Source organism: Aquabacterium sp. (genome assembly GCF_036279655.1).
Taxonomy (GTDB): Bacteria; Pseudomonadota; Gammaproteobacteria; order Burkholderiales; family Burkholderiaceae_C; genus Aquabacterium.
Window position 1 is genome coordinate 16994 of record NZ_DASUIT010000042.1, and the last position, 22143, is coordinate 39136.

The following is a 22143-nucleotide window of genomic DNA, read 5'->3' on the forward strand; positions in this document are numbered from 1 at the left end:
CAAGGCCGGGCTCACACCCAGCCACGTTGTTGCAGGTCAGCCCAACTCAGGTCCAGACAACGCCTGATCAGGCCCATCATCTCGTCGATCTGTGCACGTGTCATCACCAGCGGCGGCGCGATGATCATGCGGTCTCCCACGGCGCGCATGATCAGCCCGTTGGCAAAGCAGTGCCCCCGGCACAGCATGCCCACCGACTGTTCCGGCGCAAAGGCCTCGGCCGCTGTCGCCCCCGAGGCCTTGCGTCGCACCAAGCGCAGGGCCCCCATGAGGCCACAGGTCTCGGCGTCGCCCACAAGGGAATGATCTTGCAGCGCCGCAAAGCAACTTGCAAGATAGGGGCCCGTATCGTTGTGCACACGCTGCACCAGACCCTCGCGTTCGATCAGGGCCAGGTTGGCCAGCGCCACGGCACAGGCCACCGGGTGGCCGCTGTAGGTGTAGCCATGGCTGAACTCCCCACCCTGCTCGATGAGCACCTTGGCAATGCGCTCGCCCACCAGCACCCCACCCAGAGGGATGTAGCCCGAGGTGATGCCCTTGGCAAAGGTGATCAGGTCCGGCCGAAAACCAAAGCGCTCGCAGCCGAACCAGTGGCCGGTGCGCCCGAAGCCGCAGATCACCTCGTCGGACAGCAGCAAGATGCCGTAGCGATCACAGATGCGCTGGATCTCGGGCCAATAGGTCTCCGGCGGGATGATGACGCCGCCTGCACCCTGCACCGGCTCGCCAATGAAGGCGGCCACCTGGTCCGCGCCGACCTCCAGGATCTTGGCCTCCAGCCAGGAGGCGGCACGCCGGCCAAAGTCATCGCGGCTCTCGCCGGGCAGGCCATGCTGCACCTGGTAAGGCTGGTCGATGTGGACGATGCCGGGAATGGGCAGACCGCCCTGGGCGTGCATGTCGCTCATGCCGCCCAGCGAGGCCCCGGCCATGGTCGAGCCGTGATACGCATTGAAGCGGCTGATGAGCGTGTGCCGCTGCGGCTGGCCCATCAGGTCCCAGTAGCGGCGCACCAGGCGCACCACGGTGTCGTTGCCCTCCGAGCCCGAGCCCGTGAAGAACACATGTTCAAAACCCGGCGGGCTGATCTGCGAGAGCTTGTGCGCCAGCGCAATGGCCGGCGGCGTGGCCGTCTGGAAGAAGGCGTTGTAGAAGGGCAAGGTCTCCAGCTGCCGCGTGGCCGCGTCGATCAGATCGCGCTGGCCGTAGCCCACGTTCACGCACCACAGGCCGCTCATGGCATCCAGGATCTGATGGCCCTCGCTGTCCCGCAGGTAGATGTTGTCGGCCCGCGTGATGATGCGTGCGCCCTTGGCCGCCAGGGCCTGGTGATCGGTGAAGGGATGCAGGAAGTGGGCTGAATCCAGGGCCTGCCACTCGGCAGTGCTGTGTTCGAACTGGGGCGTCATGGGATCACCTTGGTGCGTTGGTCGGCGGGGGCTCACACATGCAGCAGCAGGTGCTCGCGCTCCCAGGGCGAGATCACCTTCATGAACTCGGCGTGCTCGACTTCCTTGATCTCGGTGTAGACCGTCACGAAGTCCTGGCCGAGCACCTCGGCCAGATCGGCCTCGTCGCGCAGCAGGGCCACCGCCTCACCCAGGCTGCGGGGCAACTGGTAGTCACCCAGGTAGGCGTCCCCCCGGCACTCGGGGGTGGGCTCGATCTGCCGGGTCATGCCCAGGTAGCCACAGGCCAGGGTCGCCGCCAGGGCCACATAGGGATTGGCATCGGCCCCGATCACGCGGTTCTCGATGCGCCGCGCCTCGGGCGAGGCCACGGGCGAGCGGATGCCCACCGTGCGGTTGTCCGCCCCCCACTGGATGTTGATGGGCGCCGCATTGGAGCGCACCAGGCGGCGGTAGCTGTTCACATAGGGCGCAAAGAGCGCCATGGCGGCCGGGATGTAGCGCTGCAGACCGCCGATGAACCAGCGAAAGGCCTGCGACGGGCTGCCATCGGCGTTGCTGAAGATGTTGTGACCCGTGCTGGCGTCCTTGACGCTCTGGTGCACATGCATGGCGCTGCCCGGTTCGTTGGCCATGGGCTTGGCCATGAAGGTGGCGTACATCTCGTGGCGCAGCGCCGCCTCGCGGATGGTGCGCTTGAAGAAGAAGACCTCATCGGCCAGCCCCAGCGGGTGGTCATGAAAGAAGTTGATCTCCATCTGCCCGGCCCCCACCTCGTGGATCAGGGTGTCCACATTGAGCGCCATCTTCTTGCAGTAGTCGTAGATGTCCTCGAAGAGCGGGTCGAACTCGTTGACCGCATCGATGGAGTAGGCCTGCCGCGAAGTCTCGGCCCGCCCACTGCGTCCCCGGGGGGGCCTCAGGGGCATGTTGGGATCGATGCTGCGCTCGATGAGATAGAACTCCAGCTCGGGCGCCACCACAGGCACCCAGCCTTGCGCGTCGTAGAGCTGGCACACCCGCCTCAGCACCGAGCGCGGCGCATACGGGATGAGCATGCCGTCGCGGTCATAACAGTCATGAATGACCTGGGCCGTGGGGTCGGTGGCCCAGGGCACGATGCGCACCGTGCGCGGATCGGGCTGCAGGTGCATGTCCCGATCGGTGGGGGTGATGACGTCGTAATACGGCCCCGAAGCCGGGAACTCGCCGGTGACACCGATGGCCACGATGCCCTCAGGCAGACGCATGCCGCGGTCTTCGGTGAACTTCTCGCGCGGCAGGATCTTGCCGCGCGCCACACCGGTCAGATCCGGCACCAGGCATTCGATCTCGGTGACCTGCCGCTCGTTGAGCCAATGTTCCAGGTCACTGAAGGTGGTGGGGACGTTGGCGGTCATGGCGAGGGCTTTCCTGGTTTCAGGGGGAGACGGCAGGCTCGGGTCTGGGCGCTTGCCGCGATTCGGCCTTGCGTGCGTGGTAGGCCCGGCAGGCCTCCCCAAAGGTTTCGAACACCCGGCGCGAGACCGGGTTGTCCGCGGCTTTCCATTCAGGGTGCCATTGCATGCACAGGCTGAAGGCGGTCGGGCCGCCGTCATCGGGCACCCAGGTGAAGGCTTCGACCACGCCGTCCATCGCGGTGGCCTCGACGCGCAGACCAGTGGCCAGGCGCTTGACACCTTGTCCATGCAGGCTGTTGACCATGAACTGCCCGTCCTGCACGGTGCTCACGCCCCGCAAGGTCTGGTCCAGGAAACCGCCTGGCACCAGCCTGACCTGATGCGACAGGCCGTACTCGACATCCACCGGGGCACCGGCATCGCCCCGGTGATCCATCAGGCCGGGCTGCTCGTGCACGGCCTGATGCAGGGAGCCGCCCAGGGCCACATTCACCTCCTGGAAGCCCCGGCAGATGCCCAGCAAGGGCAAACGCTGCTGCAGGGCCTGCCGGATGATGGGCAAGGTCCAGTCGTCACGGGCGGGATCCAGAGGCAGGGTCGGGTCGTGCACCTCTTCACCAAAGTGGCTGGGGTGCACGTTGGAGGGCGATCCGGTCAGCAGGAGACCGTCGGCCAGGCTCAGCAGCACCGTCAGTTCAGCCTGGCTGGCCGCCGGCACGACCAGGGGCACACAGCCCGCCAGACGGATGGCGTCCACGTACTTCTGACCCGCCACATAGAAGGGATGGCGGCCCAGGACGCGGTGGCAGGCAGGCACCAGAACAACCGGCGCGGGGCGATTCATGTCAGCACTCATGCGAAGACCCGATGCAATCAGTGTGCCAAACCGCCGGCAACTGTCAACGGGGTCGACCAAGGGAGTGTTGCATCAAAGCCCTGCCGGGCGTGAACAATGACGCCCGCGAGCGGGCTCAGGCCAGAGCCGGGCTCGGGGCGGTGAGCAGCCGCTCCATCAATTCACGCACGCTGCGGATCTGGTCACCAAACGGCAGCGACCCGGCGCCCCGGAAGAACAAGCCCTTTTTGACATCGCCGCGCAAGGCCGCAGCCAGTTGGTTGTCGATGCAGAACTGGCCCCAGCCTTGCAGACCATCGCGCAGGCCACACTGCGCCAGACAGTCGAAGGCCTTGGTGCAACGTGCCTTGACATGGGCCACGGCCTGCAGCTTGGGCTCAGCCTTGAGGTAGGCGCGCAGCCAGGGCGTGAGCACGGCACGCGCGGGCAGGCCCGCCACGCTGGTGAACTCGGCGATGTCTTCGTCCTTGGCCTCGGCCAGGATGCGCTTGAACTCGGGGTGGGCATCGCCCTCCTCGGTCACGGCAAAGGGAGTGCCCAACTGCACGCCAGCGGCGCCCAGCGCCTGCACGCGGCGGATGTCGTCCAGGCTGCGGATGCCCCCGGCCACGATCAGGGGGATCTCCTTTTCCAGGCCCGCCGACTTGAAGAAGGCCAAACACTCGGGGATCACCCGCTCGAAATCAAAACGCGGATCGTTCAGATCACTGATGCGCGCGGCCCCCAGATGGCCACCGGCCAAACGGGGGTGCTCGATCACGATGGCATCGGGCAGACGCTTCTTGCGCTCCCATTTCTTGACGATCAACTGCACCCCACGTGAATCGGACAGGATGGGGATCAGCAGCGCATCGGGGTGATCGGAGGCCAGATCGGGCAGATCCAGCGGCAGGCCTGCGCCCACCACGACGGCATCGGCCCCTGCCTCCAGCGAGCGTTTGACGGCCGGCGCGTATTCGGACACGGCTCGCATGATGTTGACCGCCAGCAGACCCCGCCCCTCGGACACCTTGCGTGCGGCGGCGATCTCGCGGTCCAGGGCCTCCAGATTGGCCTGGTTGATGGCCTCCTTGGCCTGCTCATCCTGCGGCAAGCCGGTCGTGCGCTCCATCAGATCGGGGTAGTGGCGACGCAGGTCCACCGAGGACAAGGTGCCCACCGCGCCCAGGCTGGCCACGGTGCCGGCCAGTCGGTGACCGGACACCCCGACCCCCATGCCCCCCTGCACGATCGGCAGCAATCGTCGCCCAGCCAGGGTCATCGCCCGCGCGGGGCTGCGGCTGAGAACTTGATCCAGATCGTGGGGGATGCTTGACATGAACGGGTACCTGCAGGTGTCGACACTGAGGCCCCGAAGGTAGGCGCACGCTGTCAACAGGGCCTTGAGCAACATCAAGGGCATGCTGGAAAGCCCTGACGCCCGGCCCCGCACAGCCCACAGCCCAGGCCGCCCACCTGGTGCACACTGTGGTTCTCGTCAGTCCACCATCAGCCGCAGGAGCAGACGTGCCCGGCGTCCCGACACCTGTCCACACGATGTTGACCCCCTATGCCCCGGTCCTGGGGGCGGGTCTGCTCGTCTTGCTGCTGGCGGGCACGCTCCTGGGCATCTGGGCCTGGACGCTGAGACGCAACGTGCGCCAGCGCACGGCGGAACTGGCCGCACAACAGGCCCAGTTGCACGCGCTGGTGCGCAGCATCCCCGACCTGGTCTGGCTCAAGGACCTGAACGGCGTCTACCTGGCCTGCAACCCGTCGTTCGAGCGCTACTTCGGGGCCCCGGAGGCCGAGATCATCGGCAAGCGGGACCATGATTTTGTCGATCAGGAACTGGCCGACTTCTTCCGCCTCAATGACCAGCGCGCCATCGATGCCGGTGGCCCCCAGGTGAATGAGGAGTGGCTCACCTTTGCCGACAGCGGCGAGCGCCTGCTGTTCGAGACCGTCAAAACACCGATGCTCGATGCGCAGGGCCACCCCATCGGCGTGCTGGGCGTGGCGCGCGACATCACCGAGCGCCAGCGGGCGGCGCAAGAGCTCGAAGGCCTGCGCCATCATCTGCAGGAGCTGGTCGACGAACGCACCGCCAAACTGGCCGAAGTGGCCGAATCCCTGAGCAAGGCCAACATCGAGCAAAGCGCCATCCTCGACGCTGCCACGGTGGGCATTGGCCTGGTGCGCGACCGTGTCATCCTGCGCAGCAACCGCAAGGCCGAAGAGATCTTCGGCGTGGCGCCTGGCGAGTTCAACGGACAGTCCACCCGGGTCTGGTATGCCAGTGACGAGGATTACGCCGTGGGCGGGGCCCAGGTCTATGCCCAGATGATGCGGGGCGAGACCCATCGTCGCGAGCAGCAACTGCTGCGACGCGATGGCCGCCCATTCTGGGCACGCATCACCGCGCGCGCCCTGGATCTGGCACACCCTGAAAAAGGCATGGTCGGCGTGATCGAGGACATCACCCAGGAGCGCGAGACCATGGACGCGCTGCGGGTGGCCAAGGAGGCCGCCGAGGCCGCCGCGAACACCAAGGCCCAGTTCCTGGCCAACATGAGCCACGAGATCCGCACGCCCATGAACGCCATCATCGGTCTGACGCATCTGGCACTGCGCACGGACCTGTCGACGCAGCAACGCGATTACCTGGAGAAGGTCAGCGCGGCCAGCGACCACCTGATGGAGATCATCAACGACATCCTGGACTTCTCCAAGATCGAGGCGGGCAAGGTCGAGATCGCTCACCAGCCCTTCGCGCTCGACACGCTGCTGGCCAACACTTGCGCGCAACTGGTCGACAAGGCCAGCAGCAAAGGGCTGGAGCTGATCCTGGATGTGGCCCCCGACGTGCCAGAGCACCTGATCGGCGACGAACGCCGCATCGGTCAGATCCTGCTCAACTATGGCGCCAATGCCGTCAAGTTCACGGATCACGGCGACATCACCATCACCCTGCGGCGTCAGCAGGCCCCCGGGCAGGCGCCCCGCCTGTATGGCGCGGTCAGCGATACCGGCATTGGCCTGAGTGCCGAGCAGCAGGCGCGCCTGTTCCGGAGCTTCGAGCAGGCGGATGCCTCCACCACGCGCAAGTACGGTGGCACAGGCCTGGGACTGGCCATCTCCAAAAGCCTGGCCGAGCAGATGGGGGGAGAGGTCGGGGTGGAGAGCACCCTTGGGCAAGGCAGCACCTTCTGGTTCAGCCTGCCTCTGGAGGAAGACCCCAGCGCCGCGTCTGAGGATCACGCCCAGACCTGCTCGGGCCGTCGCGCCCTGGTGGTCGACGCTCACCCGCGCGTGCGTGAGCTGCTGCAAGGCATGCTGTGCCGCCTGGGTCTGCAGGTGGACACGGTGGCCTCCAGCGCCCAGGCGGTCGAGCGTGTGACCCAAGGTGACCAGGAAGGACAAGCCTTCGACCTGCTGCTCATTGATGCCCGTGTGGGTCAGGCCGATGGCCTGAACTGTGCGCACCAGATCCGCGCACTGCCATTGCAGACCACCCCCCGGATCATCTGGATGACCACCCCCAGCCAGACCGCCATCGAGGACCGGGCCCATGCCGAGCCTCCGGATCAGGTCCTGGTCAAGCCCGTGCAACGGTCCATGCTCAGAGACGCGCTGCAGTCCTGGCAGACCTCGGCGTCGAGCGTGCCTGCCGACGGCGTCGCCCCGGCGCACACGCCCTTGCCTCAGCTCCAGGGCAGACACATCCTGGTGGTCGAGGACACGCCTCTCAACCGCGTGCTCATGGACGAGATCCTGCGCCCCACAGGTGCCCTGGTGGACTTTGCGGAGCATGGCCACGAGGCCACCGCAAAGGTCCAGGCCCGGCGCTATGACCTCGTCTTCATGGACATGCAGATGCCGGTGATGGATGGCATGGCCGCCACACAGGCCATCCGTGCCATGCCGGGCCTGGCCGACCTGCCCATCATCGCCATGACGGCCAATGCCATGCCGGCCGACTGCGAACGCTGCCTGGCCAGCGGGATGAACGACTACATCTCCAAGCCCATCTTGCTCGATGAGCTCTGGCGGGTCATGGGACGCTGGATCCAGGGCGTGGCCCGCTAGCGACGCGGGCCTCGGTCGACGAGGCCGCATGGTCCAGATCCGGACGGTGCCAGGGGTCGACATGCGTCATCAGATTGAGCACCCGGTGCCGCTGCATCACCCGCTGACGGGCTGCCACGGCGATGTCGTGCCCGGCCTCCACCGTGATCGCACCGTCCACCTCGATGTGCGCATCCACCACGATCATGTCGCCCATCTTGCGGGTGCGCACGTCATGGACGCCACTGACGCCCGGCGTGTCCATCAAGGTCTGGCGGATGGCGTCGACCTCTTCATCGTCGGCCGCCCGGTCCATCAGGTCATGCATGGCGTCCCAGCCAAACTCCCAGCCCATCTTGGTCACCATCACGCCCACGATGAGTGCGGCGATCGGATCCAGGATGGGGTAGCCCATGAGGTTGCCCACGATGCCGACGCCCACCACCAGGGATGAGGCTGCATCCGAACGGGCATGCCAGGCATTGGCCACCAGCATGCTGGACTTGACGCGCTTGGCAATGGCCAGCATGTAGCGAAACAGCAGCTCCTTGAACACCAGGGCCGCCCCTGCCACCCACAGGGCCATGACGTGCACGGTGGCCACCGTGTCGGGGTTCTGCAGCTTCACGATGGCGGACCACAGCATGCTGCCGCCCACCCCCAGCAGGATCAGGCCCAGCACCAGCGACGCTGCGTTCTCGAAGCGCTGATGGCCATAGGGGTGGTCCTCGTCGGCATCCTTCTGGCTGTGGTGGTTGGCAAAGAGCACCACAAAATCCGCCACCAGATCCGACAGGGAGTGGATGCCGTCGGCCACCAGGGCCTGAGACTTGGCCATCACCCCGATCACGATCTGGATGACCGTGAGCACCAGATTGACGACCACGCTGACCCAGGTGCTGCGCGAGGCGGCCGCGCTGCGCTCCTCCGGGCTGAACAGGGCGTCTTCGGAATCGTCGTCAAAGGGGGCGAATTTCATGGGGCAAGGATCGTCGTGTGAGGGCAGGTGTCAGGACGGATGCTGCATCGTCGACACCTCGGCGACGACACGCATCTCGCCCGGGTGCCCACCCATCGTGAACGGCATGGACATGAAGGCCACCAGCACCACAGGCACCAGCGCGGCCAGGACCACGCCCACGTATTGGCGAATGAACAAGTTCAGGGATGTCTGCATGGCAAAACCTCATGGATGTGTTGTCGATGAGGTCATCTTGCAGGCCCAGCCTTAAGGTTACCTTAGCTCAGCGGACACCCCTGACCAAGGGGTCATGGCGGCCATCAGGTGACCCACCTTGAGATAAAGCAAAGATTCGATCGTGAGCACGATCACAGAATGACACTGTCAGTCGCTGAGGTCTGGGTGGCTGACCCCTTTTGAATCGTCAGACCGTCATCAAGAAGTAAGAGGTTTCACGATGAAAGCCGCTCGACTGGCGCTGGGCCTGTTGTCCCTCGCCGCCCTTGTTCCGGCCATGGCCGCCACGCAGGACATCGCCGTCACCGCTGCAGGCGACCGTGTGTACTACCGCGACTGGTGGTACGGTGGCAATGACAGAGGCTGGATCGTTGATGCGAACCCCAACCAGGTGTCTCACTACTACGAGCCTGGCTATGGCACGTCACGTGAAACGGCGCTGAGTTTCGATCTGTCCACGGCTTCGGGCTTGGTGCTCGATGACATCACTGCCATCACATTCAACTTCAACATCGAAAGCATCTGGACCTCCGGCCGCGACGATGTTGCCAACCTCAACGGCATCGGCACGGTCCTCGCCAGTGGTGGCACAGGATGGAAGTCCTTCGATGTGACGTCGGCGGTCAAGAGCGCCCTGGGAGCCGGTCAGACCACCGCAGACTTCTACTTCTCCTACACCGGCTACTCTGGTTTCACTTTCTCCAGCGCCGAAGGTGGGCAACCCGCCTACCTCCAGTTCACCATCAACAGCGCACCGGCGGTGCCCGAGCCTGAGACCTACACGCTCGTGCTGGCAGGCTTGGGCGTGATGGGCGGACTGGCCCAGCGTCGCACCAGGCAGGCGCGCTGATCGCTCAAGGGCTGGCGGTGCTGGCCTGGATCACCCGCACCAGGCCCGCGCCGGGGGCGGCGGTTTGCCCCCAGCGCGCCAGCAGCACGCGCGGGTCGTGCAGTGCCGCAGCCGCAAAGCCCTGGTGTCGCAAGGCTGCCAGCGCCTCGGCGTCGGATTGGAAATGCAGGTGCACCCGGCCCCTCACAAAGGCCGACAGCATGGCCACAAAACCCCGGGCATGGGCGCCCGCGTTCTGATGCGCCAAATGCATGTCGGACAGGTACAGCCCATGAGGGAAGCGCCCCAGCGTCTGGGCAAAGCGCTGCCACATGCCCAGCACCGCTGCCTGATCGAAGTAGTTCAGCAAGCCCTCGGTGACGATGGCCAGCCCCTGGGTGGGGTCCAGGGAGTCGGCCAGCGCGGACAAGGACCCCTCACCCGACGTGGCCAGGGCATCCAGGGCCACGACGCGATGGCCCTCGCTCGCCAGACCGGCCTGTGCGAGCAGACGCTGCTTGCGCCGGGCCATGTGGGGCAGATCGGCCTCGATGTAGGTCAGGGCGACGCCGTGGCGTTGCTTGAAGGCCCAGCCACGAGGTGACAGGCCCGCGGCAATTTCAATGACCTGACTCACCTGTCCCGCGTCGATGGCTTCGTGCAGCAGGTGGTCGATCACGCGGTGGCGTGCGAGCAGGAAGCCGGACAAGGTCGGCGCCCCGACGGCCTGCGCCATCCAGTGCAGTGGCCGGGTGGCCCCCACCATGAACCGGCCCTGTGGCGTCACGAAGGCTGGATGCGACAGGCCGTGGTGATACCAGGTGTAGCCGGTGTAATGCGCGGTGGGGCTGATGTCCTCAGAGCGTCGTGCCATGGGGTTCTCCTGCCGCAGGGGCGGCATCGCTGGCGGCATGGGTGACATGGGCAAAAGGCACCCGATCCATCAGGTAGCACAGGCAGTCCTGGCGCACCACCCGTTCGTCCAGCGTCAACATGGCGGGCATGGACGGGCGCCGCAGCAGCAACTGTCCATCGGCCACCTGGAAGAACTCGTCCGCGACGTCCTGACCCGCCTCATCCCACACCTGCAGCGGTGCCGGCTGTCGCGTGAACCCGAACGTGGCCCCGGCGTCCAGTTCACGGAAGTTCAGGTGATCCAGCTGAGGATGGAAGTTCACATCGACATCGACCCGGCCGAAGCCGAAGGACACGTCGGGCGCCACCTTGACCAGACCCACGGTGTGATACAGATCGATGTCATGCGGCCTCACCCCATGCTCGGGGAAGGAGGCCAGATGCAGACAGGCTTCCAGAAAACGTGCCGCCGCCGCTTCGTTGGCGGGATGACCCGGCTTGCCGCACTCCACCGCCACGGAGGGGCACAGGGGCGTGAACGCCGCCGTCTGCGATCCGGGCGGGCCCTGGAACCACACCACCGTGCGCGACATCAGCAGCGCCAGATGCAAGACGGCCGGCGCCAGGCTGTTGACCACGCTGTAGTGGGGGTTGAGCCCGGTGTTGTTGTGGATGTCGATGCTGGCAAACAGGCCCCGCGCGGCCATGATGTCGCGCACCTCGCGCATCACGGCGGCCTCGGGCCGGTCGATGTGCTCCTGGGTGCCCGGCCAGACACGGTTGAAATCCGGTTGCCCGTCCAGGCGTCGCAGGCCCTCGCGGGCCGCCGGCACGTTGCCGATCAGCACGGACATCGCGCGCGGCAATTGTCTGCCCGCATGCGCACGCAGCACCTGCTGCAGCGCCACCAGGCCCACGTCCTCGTTGCCATGCAGCAGCACGGACACGAAGAGCTCGGGGGTGCGCCGCCCGGGCAGATGGATGAGGGTCGGGCCGGACAAGAGGCGATGCAGATCCCTGGCCGGGGTGTCCAGAAAGCCCTCGGGCAGGGTGTCGAGGCGGGTCAGCACAGGCACATCATTCACAAGGGCCATTCGTGCACGGGCATGCCGCTGCGCTGGTGCTCCTGATAGTCCGCGGTGAGCTTGAACAGATCACCATGACGGGCATGGTGGCTCAGTTGCCAGACCGCCCCGTTCTGCCGCGTCCGCAAGCGCGCCGCGATCACATCCAGGTAGCGGTCGATGTCTTGCGCGTCCAGAGCCATGTCCTGCAGGCCTTCACGGGCCATGGGCAAAAGGTGCTGCTCCAGCAGGCTCAACACGGGCTGCCGCACACCGTGCAGCCAGGTGATGCCCGCATCCAGCCCATCGCGGGCCGCGCGGTAGAAGTTGTCGCGCGCCTGCTCGAAGGGCAGCAGGCTCTCGGGCGGCTGCGGCTGCCGTGCCAGCATGTGTGCCACACCGTAATAAAACGCAGCATTGGCCATCATGTCCACCACGCTGGGCCCGGCGGGCATGACGCGCTGCTCGATGCGCAGGTGCGGCTGGCCCTGGGCGTCCCAGCCGATCAGCAGGCGGTTCCAGCTCCATACCGTGCCATTGTGCAGGCGCAGATGAGCGAAGGCCTCCGGAGGCCCCTCGCTGCACAAGGGCAGCAGCACCGGGTAGCGCACCTCATGGTCACCAAAATAGTCGATGGGATCCGCCCCCAGATAGCCCTCACCGAAGGTCACGCGGTTGCGCTCCGGGTGATTCACCCCGCAATCCACCGATTGCTCGAACAAGGGAATGCGGGTCTCGTGCCAGAGTGCACGACCGAACAGGAAGGGCGAGTTGGCCGCCAGAGCCACCAGCGGCCCGCTCAGCAACATGGAGGCATTGAGGTGGCGCGACACCTCGTCGGCCGGCACCTGCAGATGCACCTGGAACGATGTGCAGGCGGCTTCAAGCATGACATCCGCATGGCTGGTGGACAGGCTCTCGCGCCCCTCGATGTTCAAGGTCAGGGGGCGTCCGCCACGGGCCTTGAGCACCTGCTCGTTGAGCGCCGCATACCGGCGTGTGGGCGACATGTGCGCCACCGTGAGGTCTGCATCGCGCAGGGTCGGCAAGGTGCCGATGGCCATGACGGTGGCCCCCTCCTCATGCGCCGCCTGCACACAGCGCCCCCAGGTCGCCGTCAGCTCCTGTGCCAGTTGCGACAGGGCCGCGCCTTTCAGGGGCTGGGGCGTGCCATTGAGTTCGATGTTGAACTGCGAGAGCTCGGGCACGACCAGGGGATCGGCCAGGCGTGCCAACACACGCTGATTGCAAGGCAAGGGGCAGTGCTTGTGATCCACCAGCCAGGCCTCCAGCTCGAAACCCGCACAGCGCCCGACAGCGTCAAAGTCACCTTGAGCAAACATGCGCCGGGCCAGCAAAGTTTCGTCCTCCAGGCGGCGAGAGAAACGCTCGACGTCGCAGTCCTGGAACGCCATGGTGTCGATGTCTTGTCCCATGATGTGATGCTCGTGTCATGTGGAGATACGGACATGATGGCCATGCTCACGGCCATCGGCGTCATTGTTTGCGCACTTCTTGAGAAACATCAAGTGCTGTGTCGCCCCCGGAGCCCGGCACAATCCCGTCATTGCATGCACCACTGCGGAGCCGTCCTGCCATGTCACAGTTTGTCCTGGGTCTGATCATCTTTCTGGGGATCCACTCCATCGCCATCGTGGCAAACCCCTTGCGCAATGCCCTGGCCGCGCGCCTGGGCGAATGGCCCTGGAAGGGCGTGTACGCGCTGATTTCCCTGGTGGGTTTCGTGCTGCTGGTGCAAGGCTGGGCGCAAGTGCGCCTGGAGCCCACCGTGCTGTGGACACCCCCCAGCTGGACGCGCCACCTGACCATGCTGCTGATGGTGCCGGTGTTCCCGCTGCTGCTGGCCGCCTACCTGCCCGGCCGCATCAAGACCGCAGCCAAGCACCCCATGCTGGTGGCCACCAAGCTGTGGGCGCTGGGGCACCTGCTGTGCAACGGCAGCCTGCATGAGGTGCTGCTCTTTGGCGCCTTCCTGGCCTGGGCCGTGGCCGACCGCATCTCGCTCAAGCGTCGTGCGCCCCGCGCCACGCCCCAATTGCCTGGCACGGCCCTCAACGATGTCATCGTGGTGGTGGGCGGTCTGGCGCTCTATGGCGCCTTCGTGGTCAAGGGCCACGCCTGGTTGATCGGCATGCCGCTGATCCGCGGCTGAGCCACCCCAGCCGCGCGTTCAGTCGCGGTACCTCACGTGCACATAGGTGCCGGGTGCCGGGCCCAGTGTGGTCTTGGGGCTGAGCTGGCGCGCAGGGACCTCCCCCTCGCTGCGCGCACTGAGCCAATCGTGCCAGGTGGGCCACCACGAGCCCTCCACACGCTCGGCGCGCTGGGCCCAGGCATCCGGATCCAGCCAGGGCGCATCGGCTGGCGTGCGCAGCAGCTGGAAGTCGCGCCGAGGATGGCCCGGCTCGGACACGATGCCCGCATTGTGGCCACCCGAGGTCAGCACGAAGGTCAACTCGGTCTCGGTCAGGCGATGGATCTTGTAGACCGACTTCCACGGTGAGACGTGGTCCTTGACGGTGCCCACGGCAAACATCGGCACGCGGATGTCGCTAAGCGACACCGGCTGCCCCTCCACCCGGTAGCGGCCATCGGCCAGGGTGTTGTTCAGGTAAAGACTGTGCAGATACTGGCTGTGCATGGCCACCGGCATGCGCGTCACATCGGCGTTCCAGTCCATCAGGTCGCTGGGGGCATCGCGCTCGCCCAGCAGGTACTCGCGCATGCGCGTCGAATAGATCAGGTCACGCGAGTGCAGGAACTGGAAGGAGCCCGCCATCTGCGGCCCGGTCAGGAAGCCCCGCTCGGCCATCATGTCTTCGAGCAGCTTGACCTGTGACTCGTCGATCAGGATGCCCAGATCCCCGGGCTCCCGGAAATCCACCTCGGCGGCCAGCAAGGTCAGCGTCTTGATCGGGGCGATCTGCTCGGCGGACTCGATCTTCTGTGGTCGCGCCAGCGCCGCCGCGCCGATGGACAAGAGCGTGCCGCCCAGGCAGTAGCCCGCCGCATGGATGGGCACGCCACCGGTCAGCCGGGTGATGGCCGCCAGGCAGTCGAAGACACCCAGGTGGAGGTAGTCCTCCATGTCGATCAGCGCATCGCTCTCATCCGGGTTTCGCCAGGACAGGATGAAGACCGTGTGTCCCTGGCTGACCAGGTAGCGCACCATGGAGTTGTGCGGCGACAGATCCAGGATGTAGTACTTCATGATCCACGAGGGCACGATGAAGACGGGCTCGCGCTTGACCGTGGGGGTGGTGGGCTCGTACTGAAGCAACTCGACCAAGTGGTTGCGGTGCACCACCTGCCCCGGCGTGCAGGCCACATCCACGCCCGGCTGATGCACCTGACGTGCATCGCCATTGAGGGGATCCAGGCCATGCACACGCCGCCAGTCATCCAGCGCGTTGTGCAGGCCCTGGACCAGGTTGCTGCCCTTGGTCTCCACTGTGGCCTTGATCACCTGCGGATTGGTCCAGGGCCAGTTGCTGGGTGACAGGAAATCCATCCACTGGTGGGCAAACAAGCGGACCACATCACGGTGGTGCGGCTCCACCCCTTCCAGGTTGGTGGCATCGTCCCACCAGGCCTGGCTCACGTCGTGCAGATGCGCCCAGCAGGAATAAGGCCACTGCGACCACTCCGGCCCGGAAAAGCGCGGGTCGGCGGAGGGCGGCTCGCCCTGATTCGTGGCGGCCTGCCGAGCCAGCGCCTTCAGCCCGGTGGCTTGCGCCTCCGTGACCAGTCGGGCGGCCGTGCCTGGTGCCGCCGCCAGATGCCAGGCCCAGTCGGCCCAGGCCAGCCCCAAGCCGATGGGCGACAGCCCCGAGGTGAGGTGGGCGACCGTGCCGCGAAAGCTCTGATCCAGTGCACGTGCCGCATCCACCGGCGACGTGGCCACATAACGAGGTTGCTGTGAGGGGCGCATGACTCTCTTGTTTCGACCGTTCGATCTTCAGTTTGACAGACTTTCAGGACGACGAACACCGATCCTGTCAGTGCCAGCCGTAACGCCGCGCAAACCAGCGCTTCATCAGGTGCATGGCGCCCATGTAGGACAGCAGGATGAGCGCCAAGGCCGGCCAGTAGGCCCACGGCAAGGCCACCAGGCCCAGCGAGGCGGCCAGCGGTGAATAAGGCAAGTACACCCCCACGGCGCACACGGCCAGGCTGGTCCACATCAGGGGCGTGCTGGCCCGGCTTTGCACAAAGGGCAGGCGCGAGGTGCGGATGACATGGATGATCACGGTCTGAGACAGCAGGGACTCGACCAGCCAGCCGGTGTGAAACAAGGCCTCACCGCCCGGTGCCAGTGCCTGGAAGCCCCAGATCATCAAGGCAAAGGTCAGGTAATCGAACACCGAACTCACCGGCCCCATCATCAGCATGAAGCGGGCAATGTTGCCGATCTCCCAGCGGCGCGGGCTGGCCAGGTACTCCTGGTCGACCTGATCGGTCGGGATCGCCGTCTGCGAGACGTCGTAGAGCAGGTTGTTGGTCAGCACCTGGATCGGCGCCATGGGCAGGAAAGGCAGGAAAGCGCTGGCCCCCAGCACGCTCAGCACATTGCCGAAGTTGGAACTCGCCCCCATGCGGATGTACTTGAGGATGTTGGCAAAGACCTTGCGGCCCTCGCTCACCCCGTCGTCGAGCACCAGCAGGCTCTTTTCCAGCAGGATGATGTCGGCCGACTCCTTGGCAATGTCCACCGCCGTGTCCACGGACACGCCCACATCCGCCGCCTTGAGCGCGGGCCCGTCGTTGATGCCATCCCCCAGAAAGCCCACCACATGCCCGCGGCCACGCAAGGCCTCGATGACACGCGCCTTCTGCATGGGCGAGAGCTTGGCAAAGACCTGTGTCGCCTCGGCGGCATCGGCCAGTTGCTCCGGCGTCATCGCCTCGATGTCGTGACCCAGCAGCACCCCCTCGACCGTCAAGCCGACATCGCGACAGACCTTGCGGGTCACGATCTCGTTGTCGCCTGTCAGGATCTTGACCTGCAAGCCATGTCCGGTGAGCGCACGCAAGGCCTCGCGTGCACTGTCCTTGGGTGGATCGAGAAAGGCGATGTAGCCCAGCAGCACCAGCTCGGACTCGTCGTGGGCCGTCGCCACGCCCTCTTGCACCTCGACGCGCTTGTAGGCAATGGCAATGACCCGGAACCCCTCCTCATTGAGCAAGCGGCTGGCATCCTGCAGGGCCCCCAGGTGACTGGGATCCAGCGAAAAACGCACGCCCTGGCGCTCGCCTTGCGTGCAGACACTGAACACTTCCTCGACCGCCCCCTTGCAGATCAGCAGGCGCTCGCCTTGCCCCTCCACCACGACGGACATGCGCCGACGCATGAAGTCGAAGGGGATCTCGTCGACCTTGCGGTAGTGCCCGCCCTCATGCAGCCGCTCATGCACTTCGTTGTACTTGAGCACGGCCACATCCAGCAGGTTCTTCAGGCCCGACTGGTAGTAACTGTTCAGATAGGCCAGCTCCAGCACGCGATCACTGGGCTGCCCGTCGACGTCGACATAGCGCTCCAGGATGATGCGATCCTGCGTCAGCGTGCCCGTCTTGTCAGTGCACAGGATGTCCATCGCCCCCAGGTTCTGGATGGCGTTGAGGCGCTTGACGATCACCTTCTTGCGCGACATGGTCAGCGCGCCCTTGGCCAGGTTCACGGTCACCAGCATGGGCAACATCTCGGGCGTCAGGCCCACGGCCACGGCGGTGGCAAACAGCAAGGCCTCCATCCAGTCGCCCTTGGTCAGCCCGTTGATCAGGAACACCAGGGGCACCATCACGGCCATGAAGCGCAACATCAGCCAGGTAAAGCGGCTGAGCCCCAGATCGAAACTGGTGGCCACATGCTCTGCCGACACCACCGAAGCGATGGCACCGAAGGTGGCTCGCGCACCGGTCTGCACCACCACCGCCAGGGCCGAGCCACTGGCCACGTGGGTGCCCATGTAGCAGGTATTGCGCAGGTGCAGCGCCTCCACGCCCGGGGGTTCGCACAGCACGTATTTCTCGACCGGCAAGGACTCGCCCGTCAGCGCCGACTCGTTGACAAAGAAGTCCTTGGCGCTCAAGAGCCGCACATCGGCCGGCACGAGATCCCCCGCCGACAGGTGGATCACATCCCCCGGCACCAGGGATTCGATCGGCACCTCCAGCCGCTCGTCTTCAGCGGCCACGGCAGCGTCTTCACGACATGGCCGCAGCACCGTGGCCGTGGTGTGCACCATGGCCCGCAGCGCCGCCGCCGCGCGACCCGAGCGGCGCTCCTGCCACAAGCCCAGTGACACGCTCAGCCCCACCATCAGCAAGATGACGACACCGGACTCCTGGTTGCCGCTGAACCACGACACGCCGGCGAGCACGGCCAGCAGGATGTTGAGCGGGTTGATCAGGCGGCCCAGCAATTGCCGCCACAGGCCCTCCTGATCCGGCGCAGCCACGCTGTTGGTGCCCACCTTGGCGCGCTGCTCGCGGGCCTGATCCTCCCGCAGGCCGTGGGGCGAGCCGCCCAGATCCCGCAGCACCTCCTCCACCGACAGGGTGGCCCAGCGCACCAGTGCCGCTTCGCTGTCCACCGGATGCAATGCTTGTGACATGTCGCCCTTGTTGCCTGAACCGCCGCCGACCGCGCTCACCCCTCCAGCAGAGACCAGGCCTGCCCCGCCGCCACCCGGCCTTCATCGGTGGGCACCACCCAGACCTCGGCGGCACTGTCAGGTGCATGGATGGGCAGGATGTCGTCGCCGGTGGCCCGCGCATTGGCGGCCTCGTCCAGCACCACGCCCAGGTGCGCCAGCCCCTGGCACACGGCCTGGCGCAGGACCCCGTCATGCTCACCGATGCCGCCCGTGAAGACCAGCACGTCCAGCCCCCCCAGCACCGCCACCATGGCCCCGCTTTCACGCAGCACGCGGTGGGTGAACAAGGCAATGGCCTGCTGCGCCCGCTCATCCTGGCTGGCCCGCAGGGTGCGCATGTCGGCCGACAGGCCCGACACCCCTTTGAGTCCCGAGCGTTTGTAGAGCAGGTCTTCGAGCTGATCCGCCGTCCAGCCCTGGCGCAGCAGGTGCAGCAGCACGCCGGCATCCAGGCTGCCGCTTCGGGTGCCCATCATCAGCCCATCCAGCGCAGAGAAGCCCATGGACGTGGCCACACTGTGACCCTCGCGCACGGCACACACGCTGGCGCCGTTGCCCAGATGCGCCATCAAGGCCCGCCCGCCCGCCATGCGGGGGCTGCGCTCGCCCATCACCTGCGTGAGGTACTGATAGGACAGCCCATGAAAGCCATAGCGACGCACGCCAGCCAGAGCCGGCAAGGCCGGCAGGGCGAAGCGACGCTCCACCTCGGGCAAGGTGGCATGAAAGGCGGTGTCGAAACAGGCGATCTGTGGCAGATCGGGATAGGCCCGCGCAAAGGCACGCACCCCCGCCAGGTTGTGGGGCTGGTGCAGCGGCGCCAGCGGCTCCAGGGCCTGCAAGGCCTGCATCACCTCGGCATCCACGCGCACCGCGCTGGTGTAGCGCTCGCCGCCATGCACGATGCGGTGCGCCACCGCGCGCAGGCGCACCGGTCGCGCCCGCGCGCCCAGCAGGGCGGCCAAGCGCCGCAACGCCATCTCGAAAGCGCCCTCATGCCCTCCGGCCTGACCGGCCCCCGCCTCCAGCCCCTCGGGCGCCTGCCCCGCCAGCTTGAGCACCGGCGTGCCGCCCGGCTCCAGCCCTTCGATCTGACCGGTGATGGCGGCGTGCGGCTGCCCCCGCTCGTAGACCCCGAACTTCAGGGACGACGAGCCCGCGTTCACCGTCAGGACCGCCTCGCTCATGCCTTCCTCGCCAGCTCCGGATGGCTGCCGCGCGCCACCAGGGCAGCCAGGGCCGCCGAGGCCATGCGCGACTCCGCGCCATCGGAGCGGCTGGTCAGGGCAATGGGCACACGCGCGCCCATGACCACGCCACAGCTGGCTGCGCCGGCCAGGTATTCCAGCAACTTGGCCAGCATGTTGCCGGCCTCCAGATCAGGCACCACCAGGATATCGGCATCCCCCGGCACCTCGGACTCGATGCCCTTGATGCGCGCGGCCTCGGCCGAGATCGCGTTGTCGAAGGCCAGCGGGCCATCGATGATGCCTCCCGTGATCTGCCCGCGCTGCGCCATCTTGCACAGCGCCGCCGCATCCAGGGTCGAGGAGATGCGAGGGGTGACGGTTTCCACGGCCGACAACACCGCCACCTTGGGGTGTGACACCCCCAGAAAGTGCGCCAGATCGATCGCGTTCTGGACGATGTCCACCTTCTCGTCCAGCGAGGGGTTGATGTTGATGGCCGCATCGGTCAGCAACAGGGGCTTGGGATAGGTCGGGATGTTGAAGCGAAACACATGCGACAGGCGCCGCTTGGTGCGCAGCGCCGGTGTCCCGATCACCGCATGCATCATCTCGTCGGTGTGCAGGCTGCCTTTCATCAGGACATGCACCTGGCCGGCCGCCGCCAGCTCGGCCCCGCGGGCCGCCGCCGCATGGCTGTGCGGCACAGCGTCGATGACCAGCCCACGCAGGTCGATGCCCGCCACATCGGCCATGGCCCGGATGCGCGACTCCGGCCCCACCAGGCGAGGCACGATCAACCCCCGGTGTCCTGCCTCGACCGCCCCCCGCAGGGACTCGACATCACAGGGGTGCACCACGGCGCAATGCACCGGATCGAGCCCTTTGAAACTGTCCACCCACTGGTTGAGCATGACATGCGGGTCGAACAAGTGCATCGGCGGCACGTCGGTCGGTGTCCGGTGGACGGGGGCGTTGGCGTTCATGTGAGTCGGTCCCGAATGCGTGGCTTGAGTGCAGAGCTTATAGGATGACGGCGGCTTGTGGCCGCATCATGACCTACAGTGTCAACAATGAGCACCGCGACCCTGTCCAGCGCACCGACGCCCTCCGTCCGCCAGGAGGCCAGAACCATCGGCCTGATCGGTCTGGCGCACGGCACCTCCCACTTCCACCACATGCTGCTGCCGCCGCTGTTCCCGGCCTTGATCCAGGAATTCGGTCTGAGCTACTCCCAGTTGGGCCTGCTGGTGTCGCTGTTCTTCGTGATTTCCGGGGTCGGACAGGCCCTGGCCGGCTTCGTGGTCGACCGCATCGGGGCCCGCCCCGTGCTCTGGGGCGCCATGGTCTGTTTCGTGGCGGCCTCGCTGGCCGCTGCCGCCGCCCACAGCTACCAGGGCCTGATGCTGGCCGCCGCCCTGGCCGGGCTGGGCAATGCGCCCTTTCACCCGGCTGATTTCACCATCCTCAACAAACGGGTGTCGCTGCCCCGCCTGGGGCATGCCTTCGCCGTGCATGGCATCAGCGGCAACCTGGGCTGGGCGCTGGCGCCCGTCTTCCTGATCGGCATCAGCTCGGCCACCGGGCAATGGCGCCTGGCCTGCCTGGCCGCCGCCGGCATCGGGATCACCGTGCTGGCCCTGCTGCTGGTCTTCCGTGCAGACATCCAGGACCGCCAGCCCCACACGGCGCCGAGCGGCCCTGCCGGGGCCCCCACGACCACCGCGCCACGTCAGGACCATCCCCTGGCCTTTTTGAAACTGCCCTCCGTGTGGCTGTGCTTTTCCTTCTTTTTCTGGACCACGGCGGCCCTCAGCGCCATCCAGAGTTTTGCCAGCCCGGCGCTCAGCCACATGTACGGGCTGCCCATCTCGGCCACCGCCTTTGTGGTGACGGGCTACATGCTCTGCGGCGCCGTCGGCATGGTGCTGGGGGGCTTTTTGCTGGCACGCGTCGAGCGCCTGGAGCGGCTCATCGCCGGCGCCATGGCACTGGCCGTGGTGCTGCTCCTGCTGACCTCGACCGGCTGGCTGTCGGCCTGGAGCGCCTCGGTCGCCGCCGCACTGGCGGGCTTTGGCACGGGCCTGGCCGGCCCCTCGCGCGACATGCTGATCAAGCGCGCTGCCCCGGAAGGGGCCACCGGACGCGTCTACGGCACGGTCTACTCGGCCCTGGATGTGGGGTTCGCGGCGGCCGCACCGGTGTTTGGCGCCCTGCTCGACCATGGACACGACCAGGGCGTGTTCCAGGGGGCGGCTTTCGTGTTGCTGCTGGGCATCGTGTCGGCCAGTCTGGTGGGGCGACGCATCAATGCGGCTTGCGGGGCTCCTTGAAGGCCTCGGGGGTGTAGACATTGCCCTGGCGGTCCACCTTGCGCTGACGGGCGCGCTCGATGGCGCGCCGCGCCTCATCGGCCGCCTGGGTGGCGGCCCTGCGTGAGGCCCGCCAGTGCCAGACAGACCAGGCCGCGCGGCGAAGCGCCTGCCAACGGTCCCACAAGACGCGGTCCAGCCGCTGCCTGCGGCGCGCGCCAATCGACAGGCGCACCAGCAGCAACACGCAGATGCCGACGACCACGCCGGCCAGGATTCGTTCAAAGTCAACCATGGCGGTTTCCA

At 66.5% G+C, this 22143-nt stretch carries 18 protein-coding genes; 4 read left to right on the forward strand and 14 right to left on the reverse strand.

Annotation, left to right across the window (positions count from 1 at the left end):
• Positions 1-11: 11 nt before the first annotated feature.
• From VFW84_RS04405 to VFW84_RS04420, 4 genes are all read right to left on the reverse strand, one after another.
• The gene (locus VFW84_RS04405) at positions 12-1412 is read right to left on the reverse strand and encodes an aspartate aminotransferase family protein (RefSeq protein WP_329679219.1); all 1401 of its coding nucleotides are present in this window, start codon (positions 1410-1412) and stop codon (positions 12-14) included.
• A gap of 32 nt (positions 1413-1444) precedes the next feature.
• Complete coding sequence (locus VFW84_RS04410) at positions 1445-2812, reverse strand: glutamine synthetase family protein (RefSeq protein WP_329679220.1); 1368 nt, start codon at positions 2810-2812, stop codon at positions 1445-1447.
• Positions 2813-2831: 19 nt separating this feature from the next.
• On the reverse strand, positions 2832-3656 hold the full coding sequence (locus VFW84_RS04415; protein WP_329679221.1) for a gamma-glutamyl-gamma-aminobutyrate hydrolase family protein: 825 nt from the start codon (positions 3654-3656) through the stop codon (positions 2832-2834).
• Between the two features lie 127 nt (positions 3657-3783).
• Positions 3784-4986, reverse strand: a complete 1203-nt coding sequence (locus VFW84_RS04420; RefSeq protein ID WP_329679222.1) for a nitronate monooxygenase family protein — start codon at positions 4984-4986, stop codon at positions 3784-3786.
• Positions 4987-5204: 218 nt separating this feature from the next.
• On the opposite strand from VFW84_RS04420, the gene VFW84_RS04425 reads away from it, so the two are divergent.
• Positions 5205-7736, forward strand: coding sequence for a response regulator (locus VFW84_RS04425; protein WP_329679223.1), 2532 nt, complete (start codon positions 5205-5207; stop codon positions 7734-7736).
• Here the strand turns inward: VFW84_RS04425 and VFW84_RS04430 are convergent.
• Both VFW84_RS04430 and VFW84_RS04435 read right to left on the reverse strand, forming a co-directional pair.
• Positions 7702-8694, reverse strand: coding sequence for a cation diffusion facilitator family transporter (locus VFW84_RS04430; RefSeq protein ID WP_329679224.1), 993 nt, complete (start codon positions 8692-8694; stop codon positions 7702-7704). The two genes, VFW84_RS04425 and VFW84_RS04430, sit on opposite strands and share 35 nt — an antisense overlap.
• A gap of 30 nt (positions 8695-8724) precedes the next feature.
• Positions 8725-8892 carry a hypothetical protein gene (locus VFW84_RS04435; protein ID WP_329679225.1) on the reverse strand — a complete coding sequence of 56 codons (168 nt, stop codon included), beginning with the start codon at positions 8890-8892 and terminating at the stop codon, positions 8725-8727.
• A 241-nt stretch (positions 8893-9133) separates the two neighbouring features.
• Between VFW84_RS04435 and VFW84_RS04440 the strand changes: the two genes are divergently transcribed.
• Positions 9134-9763: a PEP-CTERM sorting domain-containing protein gene (locus VFW84_RS04440; RefSeq protein WP_329679226.1), complete on the forward strand. Its 630-nt coding sequence runs from the start codon at positions 9134-9136 to the stop codon at positions 9761-9763.
• A 4-nt stretch (positions 9764-9767) separates the two neighbouring features.
• On the opposite strand, the gene VFW84_RS04445 is transcribed toward VFW84_RS04440, so the two are convergent.
• From VFW84_RS04445 to VFW84_RS04455, 3 genes are read right to left on the reverse strand one after another with little or no spacing between them, the layout of a single operon-like run.
• Positions 9768-10616, reverse strand: coding sequence for a class I SAM-dependent methyltransferase (locus VFW84_RS04445; protein ID WP_329679227.1), 849 nt, complete (start codon positions 10614-10616; stop codon positions 9768-9770).
• Positions 10600-11667 (reverse strand): M14 family metallopeptidase, encoded by a 1068-nt coding sequence (locus VFW84_RS04450; RefSeq protein ID WP_329679228.1) that lies wholly within the window; start codon positions 11665-11667, stop codon positions 10600-10602. The genes VFW84_RS04445 and VFW84_RS04450 overlap by 17 nt, the downstream gene beginning before the upstream one ends.
• Before the next feature lie 11 nt (positions 11668-11678).
• Entirely contained in the window at positions 11679-13097 is a 1419-nt protein-coding gene (locus VFW84_RS04455; protein WP_329679229.1) for a glutamate-cysteine ligase family protein, read from the reverse strand.
• A gap of 161 nt (positions 13098-13258) precedes the next feature.
• Here VFW84_RS04455 and VFW84_RS04460 point away from each other — a divergent pair, with 161 nt between their 5' ends.
• A complete protein-coding gene (locus VFW84_RS04460; RefSeq protein WP_329679230.1) occupies positions 13259-13834 on the forward strand; it encodes an NnrU family protein in 576 nt (191 codons plus the stop codon).
• 18 nt (positions 13835-13852) lie between these two features.
• Here the strand turns inward: VFW84_RS04460 and VFW84_RS04465 are convergent, their stop codons facing one another.
• The 4 genes from VFW84_RS04465 to VFW84_RS04480 form a co-directional block, all read right to left on the reverse strand.
• Positions 13853-15613, reverse strand: coding sequence for a PHA/PHB synthase family protein (locus VFW84_RS04465; protein WP_329679231.1), 1761 nt, complete (start codon positions 15611-15613; stop codon positions 13853-13855).
• A gap of 67 nt (positions 15614-15680) precedes the next feature.
• Positions 15681-18296: a magnesium-translocating P-type ATPase gene (gene mgtA / locus VFW84_RS04470; protein ID WP_329679232.1), complete on the reverse strand. Its 2616-nt coding sequence runs from the start codon at positions 18294-18296 to the stop codon at positions 15681-15683.
• A 35-nt stretch (positions 18297-18331) separates the two neighbouring features.
• A complete protein-coding gene (locus VFW84_RS04475; RefSeq protein ID WP_329679233.1) occupies positions 18332-19525 on the reverse strand; it encodes an acetate/propionate family kinase in 1194 nt (397 codons plus the stop codon).
• Positions 19522-20511, reverse strand: coding sequence for a bifunctional enoyl-CoA hydratase/phosphate acetyltransferase (locus VFW84_RS04480; protein WP_329679234.1), 990 nt, complete (start codon positions 20509-20511; stop codon positions 19522-19524). The genes VFW84_RS04475 and VFW84_RS04480 overlap by 4 nt, the downstream gene beginning before the upstream one ends.
• Positions 20512-20598: 87 nt before the next feature.
• On the opposite strand from VFW84_RS04480, the gene VFW84_RS04485 reads away from it, so the two are divergent.
• Positions 20599-21858, forward strand: coding sequence for an MFS transporter (locus tag VFW84_RS04485; RefSeq protein WP_329679235.1), 1260 nt, complete (start codon positions 20599-20601; stop codon positions 21856-21858).
• Here VFW84_RS04485 and VFW84_RS04490 read toward each other — a convergent pair.
• Positions 21833-22132: a hypothetical protein gene (locus VFW84_RS04490; protein ID WP_329679236.1), complete on the reverse strand. Its 300-nt coding sequence runs from the start codon at positions 22130-22132 to the stop codon at positions 21833-21835. The two genes, VFW84_RS04485 and VFW84_RS04490, sit on opposite strands and share 26 nt — an antisense overlap.
• Positions 22133-22143 lie beyond the last annotated feature (11 nt).

What these genes read in the sequence shown, in the direction of transcription:
- mgtA (WP_329679232.1), bottom strand. Translation starts at nt 18,296, where the DNA reads ATGTCACAAGCATTGCATCCGGTGGACAGCGAAGCGGCACTGGTGCGC.
- VFW84_RS04490 (WP_329679236.1), bottom strand. Translation starts at nt 22,132, where the DNA reads ATGGTTGACTTTGAACGAATCCTGGCCGGCGTGGTCGTCGGCATCTGC.
- VFW84_RS04445 (WP_329679227.1), bottom strand. Translation starts at nt 10,616, where the DNA reads ATGGCACGACGCTCTGAGGACATCAGCCCCACCGCGCATTACACCGGC.
- VFW84_RS04425 (WP_329679223.1), top strand. Translation starts at nt 5,205, where the DNA reads ATGTTGACCCCCTATGCCCCGGTCCTGGGGGCGGGTCTGCTCGTCTTG.
- VFW84_RS04475 (WP_329679233.1), bottom strand. Translation starts at nt 19,525, where the DNA reads ATGAGCGAGGCGGTCCTGACGGTGAACGCGGGCTCGTCGTCCCTGAAG.
- VFW84_RS04410 (WP_329679220.1), bottom strand. Translation starts at nt 2,812, where the DNA reads ATGACCGCCAACGTCCCCACCACCTTCAGTGACCTGGAACATTGGCTC.
- VFW84_RS04455 (WP_329679229.1), bottom strand. Translation starts at nt 13,097, where the DNA reads ATGGGACAAGACATCGACACCATGGCGTTCCAGGACTGCGACGTCGAG.
- VFW84_RS04480 (WP_329679234.1), bottom strand. Translation starts at nt 20,511, where the DNA reads ATGAACGCCAACGCCCCCGTCCACCGGACACCGACCGACGTGCCGCCG.
- VFW84_RS04485 (WP_329679235.1), top strand. Translation starts at nt 20,599, where the DNA reads ATGAGCACCGCGACCCTGTCCAGCGCACCGACGCCCTCCGTCCGCCAG.
- VFW84_RS04465 (WP_329679231.1), bottom strand. Translation starts at nt 15,613, where the DNA reads ATGCGCCCCTCACAGCAACCTCGTTATGTGGCCACGTCGCCGGTGGAT.
- VFW84_RS04430 (WP_329679224.1), bottom strand. Translation starts at nt 8,694, where the DNA reads ATGAAATTCGCCCCCTTTGACGACGATTCCGAAGACGCCCTGTTCAGC.
- VFW84_RS04435 (WP_329679225.1), bottom strand. Translation starts at nt 8,892, where the DNA reads ATGCAGACATCCCTGAACTTGTTCATTCGCCAATACGTGGGCGTGGTC.
- VFW84_RS04415 (WP_329679221.1), bottom strand. Translation starts at nt 3,656, where the DNA reads ATGAATCGCCCCGCGCCGGTTGTTCTGGTGCCTGCCTGCCACCGCGTC.
- VFW84_RS04440 (WP_329679226.1), top strand. Translation starts at nt 9,134, where the DNA reads ATGAAAGCCGCTCGACTGGCGCTGGGCCTGTTGTCCCTCGCCGCCCTT.
- VFW84_RS04460 (WP_329679230.1), top strand. Translation starts at nt 13,259, where the DNA reads ATGTCACAGTTTGTCCTGGGTCTGATCATCTTTCTGGGGATCCACTCC.
- VFW84_RS04420 (WP_329679222.1), bottom strand. Translation starts at nt 4,986, where the DNA reads ATGTCAAGCATCCCCCACGATCTGGATCAAGTTCTCAGCCGCAGCCCC.
- VFW84_RS04405 (WP_329679219.1), bottom strand. Translation starts at nt 1,412, where the DNA reads ATGACGCCCCAGTTCGAACACAGCACTGCCGAGTGGCAGGCCCTGGAT.